At 55.0% G+C, this 15,614-nt stretch carries 17 protein-coding genes; 14 read left to right on the forward strand and 3 right to left on the reverse strand.

The genetic code is table 11. The annotated features are described in order from the left end of the window. Positions 1-31: 31 nt before the first annotated feature. Positions 32-811, reverse strand: a complete 780-nt coding sequence (gene xth, locus CMO10_RS17155) for an exodeoxyribonuclease III (RefSeq protein WP_297024523.1) — start codon at positions 809-811, stop codon at positions 32-34. A gap of 89 nt (positions 812-900) precedes the next feature. Further along, positions 901-1,242: an iron-sulfur cluster insertion protein ErpA gene (gene erpA, locus CMO10_RS17160; RefSeq protein WP_044829059.1), complete on the reverse strand. Its 342-nt coding sequence runs from the start codon at positions 1,240-1,242 to the stop codon at positions 901-903. Between the two features lie 234 nt (positions 1,243-1,476). Here erpA and argS point away from each other — a divergent pair, with 234 nt between their 5' ends. The 14 genes from argS to CMO10_RS17230 all read left to right on the forward strand — a co-directional run bounded on the left by argS (position 1,477) and on the right by CMO10_RS17230 (position 14,515). Next, positions 1,477-3,228, forward strand: coding sequence for an arginine--tRNA ligase (gene argS / locus CMO10_RS17165; protein ID WP_297024525.1), 1,752 nt, complete (start codon positions 1,477-1,479; stop codon positions 3,226-3,228). Positions 3,229-3,231: 3 nt separating this feature from the next. Beyond that, positions 3,232-4,092: an SPOR domain-containing protein gene (locus tag CMO10_RS17170; RefSeq protein ID WP_297024528.1), complete on the forward strand. Its 861-nt coding sequence runs from the start codon at positions 3,232-3,234 to the stop codon at positions 4,090-4,092. After that, positions 4,079-5,149 carry a beta-N-acetylhexosaminidase gene (nagZ, locus tag CMO10_RS17175; protein WP_297024529.1) on the forward strand — a complete coding sequence of 357 codons (1,071 nt, stop codon included), beginning with the start codon at positions 4,079-4,081 and terminating at the stop codon, positions 5,147-5,149. The genes CMO10_RS17170 and nagZ overlap by 14 nt, the downstream gene beginning before the upstream one ends. Beyond that, a complete protein-coding gene (locus CMO10_RS17180) occupies positions 5,146-5,829 on the forward strand; it encodes a site-2 protease family protein (RefSeq protein WP_082049762.1) in 684 nt (227 codons plus the stop codon). Before nagZ ends, CMO10_RS17180 begins: the two co-directional genes overlap by 4 nt. A gap of 33 nt (positions 5,830-5,862) precedes the next feature. Then, entirely contained in the window at positions 5,863-6,732 is an 870-nt protein-coding gene (locus CMO10_RS17185; RefSeq protein WP_044829064.1) for a segregation and condensation protein A, read from the forward strand. A 17-nt stretch (positions 6,733-6,749) separates the two neighbouring features. After that, positions 6,750-7,586 (forward strand): SMC-Scp complex subunit ScpB, encoded by an 837-nt coding sequence (gene scpB, locus CMO10_RS17190; protein ID WP_297024531.1) that lies wholly within the window; start codon positions 6,750-6,752, stop codon positions 7,584-7,586. 105 nt (positions 7,587-7,691) lie between these two features. Then, the gene (locus tag CMO10_RS17195; RefSeq protein ID WP_297024533.1) at positions 7,692-8,735 is read left to right on the forward strand and encodes an ABC transporter ATP-binding protein; all 1,044 of its coding nucleotides are present in this window, start codon (positions 7,692-7,694) and stop codon (positions 8,733-8,735) included. A gap of 104 nt (positions 8,736-8,839) precedes the next feature. Then, positions 8,840-9,145, forward strand: a complete 306-nt coding sequence (gene tatA / locus CMO10_RS17200; protein ID WP_363928346.1) for a twin-arginine translocase TatA/TatE family subunit — start codon at positions 8,840-8,842, stop codon at positions 9,143-9,145. Positions 9,146-9,180: 35 nt separating this feature from the next. Continuing rightward, positions 9,181-9,579 (forward strand): Sec-independent protein translocase protein TatB, encoded by a 399-nt coding sequence (gene tatB, locus CMO10_RS17205; protein WP_297024535.1) that lies wholly within the window; start codon positions 9,181-9,183, stop codon positions 9,577-9,579. 2 nt (positions 9,580-9,581) lie between these two features. Next, on the forward strand, positions 9,582-10,574 hold the full coding sequence (gene tatC / locus CMO10_RS17210) for a twin-arginine translocase subunit TatC (RefSeq protein ID WP_363928348.1): 993 nt from the start codon (positions 9,582-9,584) through the stop codon (positions 10,572-10,574). A 100-nt stretch (positions 10,575-10,674) separates the two neighbouring features. Next, positions 10,675-11,949: a serine--tRNA ligase gene (gene serS, locus CMO10_RS17215; RefSeq protein WP_297024537.1), complete on the forward strand. Its 1,275-nt coding sequence runs from the start codon at positions 10,675-10,677 to the stop codon at positions 11,947-11,949. An 11-nt stretch (positions 11,950-11,960) separates the two neighbouring features. Beyond that, the gene (gene surE / locus CMO10_RS17220) at positions 11,961-12,728 is read left to right on the forward strand and encodes a 5'/3'-nucleotidase SurE (protein ID WP_297024540.1); all 768 of its coding nucleotides are present in this window, start codon (positions 11,961-11,963) and stop codon (positions 12,726-12,728) included. Then, a complete protein-coding gene (locus tag CMO10_RS17225) occupies positions 12,725-13,378 on the forward strand; it encodes a protein-L-isoaspartate(D-aspartate) O-methyltransferase (RefSeq protein ID WP_297024542.1) in 654 nt (217 codons plus the stop codon). Before surE ends, CMO10_RS17225 begins: the two co-directional genes overlap by 4 nt. Before the next feature lie 81 nt (positions 13,379-13,459). Then, entirely contained in the window at positions 13,460-14,515 is a 1,056-nt protein-coding gene (locus CMO10_RS17230; protein WP_297024544.1) for a M23 family metallopeptidase, read from the forward strand. Positions 14,516-14,576: 61 nt separating this feature from the next. Here the strand turns inward: CMO10_RS17230 and CMO10_RS17235 are convergent, their stop codons facing one another. Then, entirely contained in the window at positions 14,577-15,440 is an 864-nt protein-coding gene (locus CMO10_RS17235; RefSeq protein ID WP_297024546.1) for an ATP-binding protein, read from the reverse strand. Positions 15,441-15,614: the final 174 nt, after the last annotated feature.

Genomic DNA, 15,614 nt, shown 5'->3' on the forward strand with positions numbered 1-15,614 from the left:
GGTGCGGCCCTTTGTTATTATCGGCTTCTGATCAATCGTCGATCATGCACCAGACCGGGGTATGATCCGATGCCTTTTCCTTGCCACGCGGCTCGCGGTCAATATCCGACGCACTCAGCCGGTCCGCTGCCGCCGGCGTTAGAAGCAAGTGGTCGATGCGAAGGCCGTTATCCTTGTTCCAGGCGCCAGCACGATAGTCCCACCAGCTATACTGATGGCCTTTGGGATTAAAAGTCCGGAAGGCATCGGTAAAGCCCATATTCATCATGGTGCGCAGGCGTTTGCGTTCAACCGTCGTGCACAGAACGGTTTCGTGCAGTTTCGCCGGGTCATACACATCCATGTCATCAGGTGCGATGTTGTAATCACCGCCCATGACCGCTGCTTCACCACTGGCGCGGATTTTCTCAAACCGGGTGATCAGGCGATCCAGGAAGTTCAGTTTGTAATCAAACTTCTCATCCCCAACGGCGGTTCCCATCGGAACATAGATCGACGCAACCCGAACCGGTCGATTGGAGCTGATCGTTGCTTCGATATAGCGCGCCTGTTCGTCGTCATCATTGCCGGGCAGGCCGCGTTCAACATGTTCGATCGGGAATTTGGAAAGGATCGCGACACCGTTATAGGTTTTCTGACCATGTATCGCGATGTTGTAGCCAAGGTCTTCGATCTCCATCGCCGGAAATGCATCATCGACCGTTTTGGTTTCCTGCAAAAGGACCACATCGGGTTTGCCTTCCTGCAACCAATCAAGAATGTTGGGCAGGCGTGCCTTGATCGAGTTGACATTCCATGTGGCGATTTTCATTCGGGCCTCGGTTTTTGGGGTGTCTGGTCAAACAAAACGGGGTTCGCCAGTAACGAACCCCGTTTTATAAATCGGTTTGTCGATCCGGATCAAATCGAGAAACTTGATCCGCAACCACATGAAGAGGTGGCATTCGGGTTGTTCACACGAAACGCCGAACCAACCATTTCACGCACGAAATCAATCTCTGCACCGCCCAGAAGGTCGAGCGATACTTCATCGATCACCATTTTCGCACCGTGGTTTTCAAAGATCTGGTCTTCGTCCGTGGTGTCTGAGTCCAGCGAGAACTCATACTGGAAGCCACTGCAACCGCCGCCAGAGACTTGCAGGCGCAGCATCGTGTTCGCAGCACCTTCGCTTGCGATCAGTTCCTGAATGCGTTTCGCAGCACTTTCAGTCATTTGAACTTGCCGAGAAGAATCGGTCATTCAACACTCCTTGGTCTCCAACCTGCCGGGGCAGGCATGTTTGCGTTCTGTGAACACATGATAGCATGGTCGGAACGCTGTATTTAAGTCACTATTTAGCGCGCATGGCTGAAATGTCAAAACCTTCGGTCGCTCCAAATAAGGGTGACTTGCGTTTTGAGGTGAAATGGCTCAAAACAGGCGCCAGTCAATTGGCCGGTCCGGTCAGAACCAGAAATTAAAAAGTTCCAAGTCATGAATGTTTTCAGCCTGTTGAAAAGCGATATCGAGAACGAGCTTCTCGCCCTTGAAAAAGACGGTGTTCTTCCTGCCGGAAGTGACACGTCGCGCGTGACGGTCGAGCCGCCGCGCGATCCGTCTCACGGGGATGCCGCAACCAACGCTGCGATGTTGCTTTCAAAGGCTGCCGGCATGAAGCCGCGCGATCTTGCCGAAAAGCTCGCTGAGAAGCTGCGTGGTCTTGACCATATTGAAACAGTCGAGATTGCCGGTCCAGGTTTCATCAATCTGCGCATGGCCGATCAGTTCTGGCTATCCCAGGTCACCAAGGTTCTTGCAGTCGGTACCAACTATGGCAATAGCGACCTTGGCAAGGGTGAGAAGATCAACGTTGAATATGTATCAGCCAACCCGACCGGCCCAATGCATGTTGGTCATTGCCGTGGTGCGGTCGTTGGTGACGTTCTGGCCAACCTTTTGGGCAAGGCCGGCTATGCCGTGACCAAGGAATATTACACCAACGATGCCGGTGCACAGGTTGATGTGTTGGCCCGTTCGCTTCACATGCGCTATCGCGAAGCGCTTGGCGAAGACATTGGTGAAATCCCGCAAGGCCTTTACCCGGGTGATTATCTGGTCGAGCCGGGCAAGAAAATGGCCGCGCGTGATGGCGACAAGTGGCAGAACGCACCGGAAGAAGAATGGCTTGAAGAATTCCGTGGCTTTGCCATCGTTGAAATGATGGCTCTGATCAAGGAAGACTTGCGTCTTCTTGGTGTTTCCCATGATGTGTTCACGTCTGAGGACGGTCTGGTCAAGGCCGGCAAGGTCCAGTCAGCGTTTGAGCATCTTGAGAAAAAGGGCGACATATATGTCGGCGTGCTCGAGCCGCCAAAAGGCAAGAAACCCGACGATTGGGAGCCACGCCCGCAAACCCTGTTCCGTGCGACCGATTTTGGCGACGACGTTGACCGCCCGCTGAAGAAGTCTGATGGCAGCTGGACCTATTTCGCGTCCGATATTGCCTATCACTTTGACAAGTACGAGCGCGGCTTCAACCTGATGATCGATATCTTTGGGGCCGACCATGGCGGATATGTCAAGCGCATGAAGGCCGCCACCAAGGCGATCACGCATGGCGAGGGCGATCTGGATATCAAGCTTTGCCAGCTTGTCAGCCTGTTTGACAATGGCGAGCCGGTCAAAATGTCCAAACGTGCGGGGACCTTCGTCACCTTGCGTGACGTGGTAGAGCGCGTTGGCAAGGATGTCGTGCGTTTCATCATGCTGACGCGCAAAAACGATGCGGCACTCGAATTCGACTTCGCCAAGGTGACCGAACAATCCAAGGACAACCCGGTCTTTTACGTTCAGTACGCTCATGCACGCGTCAATTCGGTGTTCCGCCAGGCTGCAGAAGCATTCCCGGGTCAGGATCTGTCCGAGAAGACGCTTGCAGGTGCTGACCTGTCGTTGCTGGGCACGGAAGAGGAGAAACTCCTTGTGCGTCGCATGGCAGAATGGCCGCGCATTGTCGAGCAGGCGGCGACCGCCCACGAACCGCATCGCATTGCCTTTTTCCTGACAGAAATTGCAGCAGAATTCCATGCCTTGTGGAACAAGGGACGTGACAACACCGCACTACGCTTCATCGTTGCCGATGATCTGGCTGCGACTCTGGCACGTCTTGCGATGATCAGGGCAGTTGCAACGGTCATTGCGTCCGGTCTTGAGGTGTTGGGCGTCGCGCCCGTCGAGGAGATGTAAGATATGAGCGAAGAACACGGTTCCGACCTTCATGCAGAGCGCGGTGATCATTACGGATCCGAGAGGCCCGCGGGCAAAAGCATGATCAAAGGGCTGGCCACCGTTGTTCTTGGGCTCGTCGTTGTCGGCGGTGCCTTGGGCGGGGCAGGCTACTGGTTTTACAATCAGGGCCAGCCCATTCAGGATGATGGCAATCTGCCGATCCTGCTTCCCGATCCATCGCCAATCAAAATCCGTCCGGAAGATCCCGGCGGGATGGAAGTCCCGCATCGTGAGACAACGGTCTATGATCAGCTGAGCGATGTTGATCCAGACGCCAATGTCGTGCTGCAAGAGCTCCCGGACATGCCGCGCGCACCGGAAGTCTCCGCAACTCCAAAGATGGCCGAGCCAGAAGAGACGGCGGAGGCGCCTTCGGAAACGTCCGGGGCGGCAACGGCAGAAGCAACGCAAACTGCTGAGCCAGAGGCGGAAACGGCTGTCGAAGCCCCGGAAATTACCGCACCTGAGCTGACAGATGCGGAGAAGGCTGTTGCGGCAGCTGAAAACCGTGCGGCTGAGCCACAGGCACCCGCCGCACAGAAAGCTGCAAGTGAACAGGCCGTGGCACCGTCTGGTGCGTTTCGCGTGCAGCTGGCATCGGTTCGTGAGGAAAGCGGCGCTGCTGCGGAATGGAAACGGTTGTCTGGTAAAAACAAAGACTTGCTTGGCAATCTTGAGATGTTTGTGCAACGTATTGAGATCGAAGGCAAAGGTGTCTTCTATCGGTTGCAGGCCGGCCCGCTTGGCGATTCCGCAGCCGCCGAAAAGCTTTGTGCAGATTTGAAAGAACGCAGTGTGGGGTGCCTCATTGTCCGGCCTTGATGTCAAAAAGCCACGTTCCTGTATCCTCGGGATTGCAGGAACGGAGCTCAGCAATTGGGAAAAGGGCTTCCTGCGTGAAGCCGATCCGTTCGGGTTTATCCTGTTTGCACGCAACATCGAAAGCCGGGATCAGGTGCGTGCGCTGACCAATGCGCTGCGCGAAACCGTCGGCAATACGAACGTCCCAATTCTCGTCGATCAGGAAGGCGGCCGCGTCATGCGGTTAAAACCGCCGCACTGGCGCCATATCGCACCCGCTGGTGCGTTTGGCGATCTGTTTGATCGCAATCCCGATGATGCACGCGAAGCGGCCTATACCAGTGCGCGTCTGATGGCGATGGATCTGTACGAAGCCGGTTTCAATACGACCTGCGCACCGGTTCTTGATCTCCGTCTGCCTGGCATGAGTGACGTCATCGGTGACCGGTCTTATGGTGCAGAAGTCGGCAAGGTCGTGATGCTGGCCAGTGCGGTTGCAGCGGGCCTTCTCGATGGCGGCATTGCACCGATCATCAAGCACATCCCGGGGCATGGCCGGGCAACTGTAGACAGCCACAAGGATCTGCCGATTGTGAGCGTATCGCGTCAAACGCTGTCCGAGTTCGATTTTGCGCCGTTTGCGCAGATGAAGGATGTGCTGGCGGCAATGTCGGCGCACTTGCTGTTTACCGCGATTGATGATCAGCGTCCCGGTACGGTGTCGCAGACGGTCATTGAAGATGTCATTCGCGGTGAAATCGGCTTTAAAAACCTTTTGATTAGCGATGACCTTTCGATGGAGGCTCTTGGTGGCTCGATCGCCAGCCGAACACACGAATGCCTGCGGGCAGGGTGTGACATCGCACTTCATTGCAATGGCAAGCGCACCGAGATGGAAGAAGTCTTCTCGATGGCGCCGCTTCTGAGCGGCAGTTCCTTGCAGCGCGCGCAGGCATTTACCAACCAGATTGCGACCTTCAAGTCAGATGCACCGGGCAGCATCCAGGTTGCCGATTGGCAGGCACGTCTGGCCAGTCTTCTGGCACCAGTCTGGTCGGCAGGAGATGATCAGAAGTGAATGACGTGATGGAGCTGATTATCTCAGCCACAACCTGGATTATCCCGGTCCTGCTTGCTGTGACCTTGCACGAGGCCGCCCACGGTTTTGCCGCCAAACTGTTTGGGGACGACACAGCCCAACGCATGGGGCGGCTCAGCCTTAATCCGATCCGCCACATAGATCCGGTCGGAACGATCCTGATCCCGGGCTTGCTGTTGATTACAGCCGCACCGTTTCTGTTTGGCTATGCCAAGCCGGTTCCGGTGGCGTTTCATCGCCTGCATCCGCAACGCTTGGGCGTGATCGGGGTGGCGATTGCCGGTCCGGCGACAAACGTCGCACTCGCGATCGCATCAATCCTGCTTCTGGTCTGGCTGCCAAGCTTCTCACCTGCGGTGAATGAATGGCTTGCGACAATGCTTAACCAGTCGCTTTGGCTGAATTGCATCCTGGCTGTGTTTAACATGTTGCCAATCCCGCCGCTGGATGGTGGGCGGGTTCTGACGGCAATTTCACCGATGCCGATTGCACGGGTCTTGGCGCGTATGGAAAAAACCGGCATGATCATCCTGATCGGCTTAGTCTTTTTGCTGCCCTATGTGACAACGCAGCTTGGTATCGACCTGCCGGTGTTCCAGTGGTTGGTCCTTGAACCGGCCAATGCACTGGTAAGGCTTCTGGCAGATATCTTTGCCTGAATGCCGACAGCTGCGGGGGATAGTCGGGGATAGATGGCAGACCAGTTCGAATTCGAAATTCCAGATGATGTATTTGACAAGAAACCGGTCGACGAGGGGCCGAGCCTTGCCGAACGGCTGATTCTCGATCTGGACGGGTTCGAAGGGCCTCTTGATGTTCTGCTTGAATTGGCACGCGACCAAAAGGTCGATATCATCAAGATATCCATCCTTGATTTGGCCGAGCAATATCTTGAATTTATCAACACCGCGCAGGGTTTGCGCCTTGAATTGGCGGCAGATTATCTGGTGATGGCCGCCTGGCTTGCGTATCTCAAATCGCGCCTCCTGCTTCCCAAGCAGGAAAATGACGAAGAAGAACTCAGTGCCGAAGAAATGGCGGAGCTTCTTGCTTTCCAGCTGAAACGTCTTGAGGCGATGAAGGCTGCCGGGGAAAAGCTTCTTGAACGCCCCAATCTGGGACGTGATTTCTTTGGCCGGGGCGATCCGGAAGAAGTGCGAGTCACGACGGCATCGGTTTATGACGCGTCACTTTATGATCTGCTGAAGGCCTATGCGCGGATCATGCTGACATCGGAAAGCAAAACGCTTGAGATCGAGGCCTTTGATCTTTACGCGATGGATGACGCCATTCAGCGTTTGCGCGACCTGTTTGGTCGCCGCGTTGTGCCGACATGGACAAGGCTGCTGGAATTTATGCCGCGCGGGCTTGGGACACCGCTTAAGGCACGGTCCGCACTCGCTGCGCACTTTGTCGCAAGCCTTGAAATGTGCCGTGACGGCGAACTTGAAATTTCACAAGAAGAAACCTTTGGACCGATTTTGCTGCGTTCACCACAGACTGTGCGGGAAGGGGATATGCCGCGCAATTATGACTATGACGCAGATTCGTTTCAAAAATAGGTGGGCAGGGGCATTTAATGAGCGTAGAAACGCAGCTTGAAATCGAAGGCGTCGAATCCGGTCCGGAGATTGATTTCCAACACATCCGCATCGTCGAGGCTGTTCTGTTTGCCTCGGCCGAGCCGGTTAGTGAACGGGTGATTGCAGCCCGCCTCCCAGAAGGCACTGACGTAAGCGCCATCATGACTGCGCTTGCCGAAACCTATGAGACGCGTGGTGTGAACCTCAAGCAGATCGGGGATAAATGGGCGTTTCGGACTGCGATGGATCTTGCGGGTGATCTGCATATCGAGGTCGAAAAGGCCAAGAAATTGACCCGTGCGACGCTCGAAACCCTTGCCATCATTGCCTATCACGAACCGGTCACCCGATCCGAGATCGAGGAAATCCGAGGTGTAGCGCTTTCCAAGGGTACGCTTGATATCCTGCTTGAATCGAAATGGATCCGTCCGCGTGGGCGCAAACGCGTACCCGGTCGTCCGGTTCTTTGGGCAACGACGGATAACTTCCTGGATCATTTCGGGCTTGAAAGCCGTGATGATCTGCCGGGCCTTGCCGACCTTAAGGCCGCCGGGTTGCTTGATAGCCGTCCAGGCATGGGCCGATATGGTGCGAGTTCGGATGACGAAGCCTTGCCCGACCTGGTGGATGACGGCGAAGTCACCGATTCTGTCGTTGAAGAGGCCCTGACGACGCGAAATCTCGAAGATCTGGATGAAACAATCTATTCAGATAATCCCAACCTGCTGGATGACGATGATGAGTTGGCGGGCAGGGTGCAAGACAGCGAAAGTGATTTTGCCGACGAGGACAAAGAAACCCCGGTTTCCGATCACGATCGCGAAATGAGTTGATCCATCTTCTTGCATCAGGCGGGCGCTGACCTTAAGTTCCACGAAAGATTTCGCAAATCATTTGCACCTGCGGGTGTCTGATCCCTGTTGTTAGAAGAGTTTTCGATGTCCGACGGCCTCAAGATGTCGCATGTATCGCACCTGTTTGGTGAGAACCGTGTTTTGCGCGATATCAGCTTTGATGTAGCTCCCGGGGAATTGGTCTGCCTGTTGGGACCATCGGGATGTGGCAAAACCACAGCTCTTCGTTTGGCGGCCGGTCTTGAAAAGCTTCAGATTGGTGAAATCGCCGTCGACGATCAGATCGTTGCCCAACCGGGTGGCTATGTGGAGCCGGAAAAACGCGGTGTCGGCATGGTGTTTCAGGACTATGCCCTGTTTCCCCACCTGAATGTGGCGAAGAATATCGGCTTTGGCCTGCGTCATTTCAGTGAAGCTGATCGCATGTCGGCGATCAAGGCCGCACTCGAACAGGTCGGCATGTCGGAATATATCAACGCCTATCCGCATGAACTGTCTGGTGGCCAGCAACAGCGCATTGCACTTGCCCGGGCCTTGGCACCCAAACCGCGCATCATGCTTCTTGATGAACCGTTTTCGGGGCTTGATGTCGCACGGCGTGCGGATTTGCGGGACACCACCTTGCATGTTCTCAAAGATGCGGGCATTGCCACCGTGATGGTCACCCATGATCCGCAGGAAGCCATGTATATGGCCGACCGCATCATCATCATGAATGAAGGTCAGATCATGCAAGATGGTTCGCCCGAAACCCTGTATTTCAAGCCGGAAAACCGATTTGTTGCGTCCTTTTTTGGTGAGGTGAACCGGTTCCCGAGCACTGTCACGAACGGCAAGGTTGCGACACCATTTGGCGATATCGAAAGCAGCGACATCGAAAACGGCACAGATGTCGAAGTTCTGATTCGCCCCGAAGGTCTGCATATCGGGGATGCCGTCAATGGCCATGATGTTCTGGCCCATGTCGATGCGGTGCGAGTACTGGGTGAAGTCAATCTGCTTCACCTGACACTTGAGGCCGGCGCACACATCCACGCACGTGTGCCAAGGCGCTTTTCGCCGATTAATCAGCCATCTGTCGCTATAACGCTTGATCCCGAGATGACCTTCGTGTTTCCTATGACCTGATGCGTTGTCTTGCACCGGGATTAACCCGGTCTGAGGCAAAGAAAAGCGCATGATAAATAGGTAATTCGCCATGTGATGGTATTAACCAACCGTCGCATTGCACAGTGGGGGGCTTTCTGCCATTATCCGGGCAAGTCGCCGGAAGGCAGAATGGATCTTTGGAGATTGAAGTTATGGGTATTGGCGTTTGGCAAATCGTTCTGATTCTTGCGATTGTCCTGATCATCTTTGGCGCAGGCAAACTGCCGAAAGTGATGGGTGACATGGGCAAAGGGATCAAGAGCTTCAAAGCGGGCATCAACGAAAAAGAAGAAGATGCAGGCGCTTCGGCCAAGACCATCGAAAACACGACCTCTGCATCGGTTTCTTCCGAGAGCAAAGATAATGAGAAGGATTCTGTGAAATCCTGATCGTCTGTCGGATTTCCTTCAGATAGGCGTGTCATATGTTTGATATCGGCTGGACCGAAATGGCTCTTGTGGCCGTCGTCGCACTGTTTGTCGTCGGCCCGAAAGAGCTACCGCATCTGCTGTATAAATTGGCGGGTTACTGGAAAAAAGTGCGCGGTATGGCGCGCGAATTCCAAAGCGGAATTGATGACATCATCCGCGAGGCGGAACTTGATGATCTGCGCAAGCAGGTCAACAGTTCACATAGCAACCCGACCGATTTTCTAGAGAATAAAATCTCAAGCCCCAAAAGCGACGAGACAAAGACTGAGTCCAAGCCAAAAGCAGAGAAACCCGTCGAAAAGGCGGATACACCTGCGAAACCGGCCAAAGCGACGTCTGGTAAGTCCGCAGATGACAGCAAGAAGAAAGATCAGCCGGAGAGCCAGGCGTGAACATGCAATCGCATGACAGACAGATGCCCATCATGGAGCATCTGATCGAGCTGAGAAACCGCCTGACCTGGGCGGTTCTTGCGCTATTCATTACATTCGGTGCTTGTTACTACTTCGTCGAGGATATCTACGGGTTCCTCGTACGGCCGCTTGCCGAAATCATGGGGCCGGACCGGCGCATGATCTATACGGCCCTGACCGAAGTGTTCTTCACTTACGTCAAGGTATCGTTCTTCGCTGCATGCTTTGTTTCCGCACCAGTATTCCTTGGTCAGTTCTGGGCCTTTGTCGCACCGGGGTTGTATAAAAACGAACGTTCGGCCTTTATGCCGTTCCTGTTCGCGACCCCGATCCTGTTCCTGATGGGCGGTGCGCTGGTCTATTACCTGATCATGCCGCTGGCCTGGAAATTTTTCCTGAGCTTTGAACAGGCGGGCGGCGCAGCCAACCTCGCGATCCAGCTTGAAGCCAAGGTCGGTGAATACCTTTCACTGGTGATGAAGCTGATCTTTGCTTTCGGGCTTTGCTTCCAGCTTCCGGTCCTGCTGACGCTGATGGCACGTGCTGGCATCGTGACCGCCGATGGGCTGGCACGCCGCCGGAAATATGCGATTGTGATTGCGTTCGGCTTTGCTGCGGTCCTCACACCGCCGGATTTGATTTCGCAGATCGGTCTGGGTATTCCGATTATCATTCTTTATGAAATCTCGATCATCATGGCCCGGATTTCGGAGCGTAAGCGCGCCAAAGCCGCTGATGACGAAGACGACGAAGATGATGAAGCGGAGTCTGATGAAGACGAAGCACAAGCTGCTACCGGAACAACGGTTGCAACATCTGGGGACAGCGTTGATGCGCAAGCAGAAGCCGCTGCATCCTATGATGATGGCCAGTCATCATTGACCCGATCTTCCGATGATGACAGCGATGCGCCAAAGCTGTCCGGACCGTCGAACAATGATGATGGCGAGGATGATTTCAACAACGCCCGTTGATTGAAATTGTCAACCGAAACCGTCCGATTTGACGGGGTGGACCTTGGGTCCACCCCATCGTATAAAGCCACAAATAGATAGACTGACAGGGTGCCGTTCGATGCACGACATTAAATGGATTCGGGACAATCCCGAGGCTTTTGACGCAGCAATGACTGCGCGCAAACAGGACGTTACCGCACAGCGTCTGATCGATATCGACGTTGAGCGCCGCAAACTGATGACTGAACATCAGGAAATGCTGGCGCGCCGCAAGACGATCTCAGGTGAAATCGGCAAATTGCGCAAAAATGGCGAGAATGCTGACGACCTGATGGCCGAAATGGGCACGCTCAAGGACAAGATCAAGGAAGCCGAGGACGGACAGGCATCGCTTAATGATCAGCTTGATCTTCTGCTGTCGTCCTTCCCGAACGTTCTCGATCCCGAAGTGCCGGTCGGTGAAGACGAAGATGACAATGTCGAAGTCAATCGTTGGGGTACGCCCGGTGAGTTTGATTTCAAGCCGCTTGAACATTTCGAGATTGGTGAAAAACTCGGCCTGATGGATTTCGAAACCGCCGCCAAGCTTTCGGGTTCGCGCTTTGTTATTCTGCGTGGCGGTCTTGCCAAGCTTGAACGTGCGCTTTCGCAGTTCATGATCGACCTGCACACGACCGAGCATGGTTATGAAGAAACCATCACGCCGATGCTCGTGCGCGACAATGCAGTGTTTGGCACTGGCCAGCTTCCAAAATTCGCCGAAGACCTGTTTAAAACGACCAATGATTACTGGTTGATCCCGACTTCTGAAGTCACCCTGACCAACCAGGTGGCAGACGAAATCGTTGATCAGGCAGCGCTTCCGCTGCGTTACACCGCGCTGACCCAGTGTTTCCGCTCGGAAGCCGGTTCGGCCGGGCGTGATACCCGTGGCATGATCCGCCAGCATCAGTTCTCCAAGGTCGAAATGGTTTCGGTGGTCGAGGCCGAGAAATCGGACGAGGAACTGACCCGCAAGACGCGTTGTGCGGAAACGGTTCTCGAACGCCTTGGTTTGCCGTATCGCACCGTGATCCTGTGCACCGGTGATATCGGGTTCTCCGCCACGAAAACCTATGACATCGAAGTCTGGCTGCCGGGGCAGGGCAAATATCGTGAGATTTCTTCCTGCTCGAACACCCGTGACTTCCAGGCACGCCGTATGAATGCGCGTTATCGTGCTGCTGGCGAGAAAAAGACCCAGTTTGTCCATACCCTGAACGGGTCTGGTCTTGCGGTTGGCCGTTGCCTGATTGCGGTGATGGAAAACTATCAGCAGGCAGATGGTTCGATCCGTGTTCCGGATGCGCTCAAGCCCTATATGGGCGGTCTCGAGGTTATCTCGGCGCGCTAGGACATACAGACATGCTCGATCTCACCAACGCACGTATCCTGATCAGTAATGATGATGGCATTGACGCGCCAGGGATCAAGCTGCTCGAACAGCTCGCGCGCGAGTTTTCTGATGATGTCTGGGTGATTGCACCATCGATGGAGCAAAGCGGGGCGGGGCATTCCCTGACCCTGCGTCGCCCGTTGCGCATTCATAAGCGCGACGAACGGCACTTTGCCGTCGATGGCACCCCGACGGACTGCATTCTGCTTGGCCTGCAGCAGGTCATGCGTGACAGCCCGCCTGACATTGTTTTGTCCGGGATTAACCGGGGTGGCAACCTTGGCGAGGACGTGACCTATTCCGGTACCGTGGCCGCCGCCATGGAAGCAACGCTTCTGAATGTGCCGGCGGTTGCCTTTTCGCAGTATTTTGCCAGTGACATGATCGACTGGACGATTGCTGAAAAGTACCTGAAGGACGTTCTGGCGACTTTGGTCACCACGACCTGGCCCAAAGGCGTTCTGATCAACGTCAACTTCCCCGACCATGAAGCAAATGGCGGGGCAGAGGTCAAAATCGCCAAGCAGGGACAACGCAAGATCGGTGATCATATTGCCGAACGCCTTGATCCGCGTGGGGAGCCTTACTACTGGATCGGCGCCATTCAGTCCGAACTGCCCGAGGACAACAAGGCTGATTTGCGTGTGATCGAACAGGGTAATATTTCGGTGCCCCCGATCAGCCTTGATTTCACCCATTACGAAACGTTTGAAAAACTGACGAAGGCCTTTCCGTGAACGAGCCGGTGATTACGCGCGAAACCGCCATAGCCAATCTGCTGCAGATCCTTCGTGATGATGGTATTCACGATGAAACTGTGCTGTCGGCATTGTCGGAAATTCCCCGCGAATCCTTCGTAGCAGATCCGTTCGTCAGTCGGGCTTGGGAAAACGTTGCACTCCCGATCAGCAAGGGCCAAACGATCTCGCAGCCCTATATCGTCGCCCTGATGACCCAAGCGCTTGAGCTTAATGACCGCATGAAGGTCCTAGAGGTCGGCACCGGGTCTGGTTATCAGGCGGCCATTCTCGCGAAACTGGCACGGCGCGTTTACACCCTTGAACGACACAAGCCACTTTTGCGCGAAGCCGAAGAAAAGTTCCGTGAACTGGGCCTTCACACCATATCGACCCTGCATGCCGACGGCGGGCTTGGCTGGAAGGCGCAGGCTCCGTTTGACCGCATTATCGTGACGGCTGCGGCACAGGACGTACCGCCGGTGCTGGTCGACCAGCTTGCGGTTGGTGGGATTATGGTCGTTCCTGTGGGCGAGGTATCCCATACACAGCTGTTGCTACGTGTAACACGCACGCCGAGCGGCGTTGACGTGACCGAATTGATGCCGGTTCGGTTTGTTCCGATGCTGCCCGGAACCGAAGAATTCTAGCCGCTACTACCCGATAAAAATCCATCGAAAGCACCCTGATGCTTACCGATTGTTAACCGCTGATCGGAGACAATCGAAAACATGATGGAAAATTGTGTCAAAAGCGCTGTTTATCACGGAAAACGCCTGCTGCTTGTCTGTGCGGCAAGTGCGGCGCTTGGTGGCTGTTTGCTCAATTCCGTTCCGGTGCCGGTGGTGTATGGCGATGGGGCCAGTTACAGCCCCTATAGCATGCCAAAGCTTAAAAACGGCGAACGCGTCATCACCGTTGAGCCGGGTGATACTGTGTCGCAGCTGGCAGTGCGCTATCACATGGATTTTGTCCAGTTCACCCGGCGCAATGACCTTCGCGAGCCTTTTGTTATTTATCCGGGCCAGCGGCTTGTGCTGCCGCCCTGGACGCCGAACTATGACAGCATGCCGCCCGATACAGCCGTGGCATCCCGATCAACTACACCGACCAAAACCGTTACCATCGGCGGCAAGCGACAGGTGGTAAGTGTTCCGGCCAAAACGAAGAGCGCGCCGGTACGAACATCCCGCCCGACGACAACGGTTGCGCGTGTCTCGCCGCGTAATGGCGGCAGCATTCCAACGCCGGGGATCAAACCACAGGACTTCGCCGCAGCAGCCGAACGCCAGATGGCGTCTGCACGTAGCTGGCAGACCGATAGCAAACCGATGGCAGTTGCAGGGCAGGGCAGCAATGTGCGCCAAAACGTCGCCCTGGCAGAACCATCCGCCCGAAAGGGCTTTATCTGGCCAGTTCAGGGCAAGGTCGTTCTGAAATACGGCGCCGGGTCTGGAGGCCTGTTTAATGACGGTATCAACATTCAAGCCAACCGTGGTACACCGATTCTGGCGGCAGAAAACGGCGTTGTGACCTATGTCGGTAACGAACTGCGCGGGTTTGGCAACCTGATCCTGATCAAGCACGCGGATAACTTCGTCACCGCCTATGCCCACACAGAAAGCCCGCTTGTGGCCCGCGGGGATGTGGTGACACGCGGGCAAAAGATTTCGACCGTTGGCACAACAGGGGCTGTGACCTTCCCGCAACTTCACTTTGAAGTACGTCAGGGCCGCAAATCATCGGACCCAATCAAGTTCCTGCCAAGCGTGATGGTATCGCGCTAACGAAAACACCCGGACGTTCTGCCCGGGTGTCTTTATCTGAACAGCTTATGTGACGGCGTTGCTAGTCGATGGACTTGCCCAGTTCACCTGCAACTTCCTGAATGAACTGCCATGCGACACGACCGGAACGGCTGCCGCGCGTAACGGTCCATTCCTTGGCGCGTGCGTGCAATTCTTCGGTCGGGATGTCGAGTTTGAATTCCTTCGCATAGCCTTCGATGATCTCGAAATAGACATCCTGCGAGATGTTGTGGAAACCTAGCCACAGACCGAAACGATCCGAGAGCGAGACCTTTTCCTCGACCGCTTCGGACGGATTGATCGCCGTGGAGCGTTCATTTTCGATCATATCGCGCGCCATCAGATGACGACGGTTGGATGTGGCATAGAAAATAACGTTCTTGGGTCGGCCCTCGATCCCGCCATCCAGCACGGCTTTAAGCGACTTATAGCTTTCATCATGCATGTCAAAGGACAGGTCATCGCAGAACAGAATGGTCCGGCGGCCGCTGTCTTGCAGGATATGCAACAGATCGGGCAGGGTCGGGATGTCTTCGCGATGAATTTCAACCAGTGCCAGCGATGCCGGGTTTTCGGCGTTGATCTTGGCGTGCATCGCCTTGACGATGGAACTTTTGCCGGTCCCGCGCGCGCCCCAAAGCAGCGCGTTGTTGGCAGGCAGGCCATCGGCAAAGCGTTTGGTGTTGTTATAAAGGATTTCTTTTTGCTGCCCGATGCCTTGAAGAAGGCCGATATCAACGCGGTTGACGTTACGCACCGGCTGCAAGTAGCTGGCTTGTGCCTGCCAGACAAAGGCATCTGCGGCACTCAGATCATTCTCGGACCGTGCCGGGGGCGCTATACGCTCAAGCGCTGTGGCAATGCGTTCAAGGGTAGGCAAAAGCTTGTCGAAATCGCTACTCATCGGGGCCTCTTGGGGGTTTCTTGTTCCGGTGACGTTTTTTGTTGGCCGGAAAGCTAGCACATCAGCAAGTCAATGGAAGTCTTTGTTATAAGGACTTTCGTGCAACGCAAGGTGAACAAAAGCACACAAGTGTTGATTTTAGTGCTTTAAAACCGGTTCTCCCTTGCTTTGGCG

Source organism: Thalassospira sp. (assembly GCF_002709775.1).
GTDB lineage: Bacteria > Pseudomonadota > Alphaproteobacteria > Rhodospirillales > Thalassospiraceae > Thalassospira.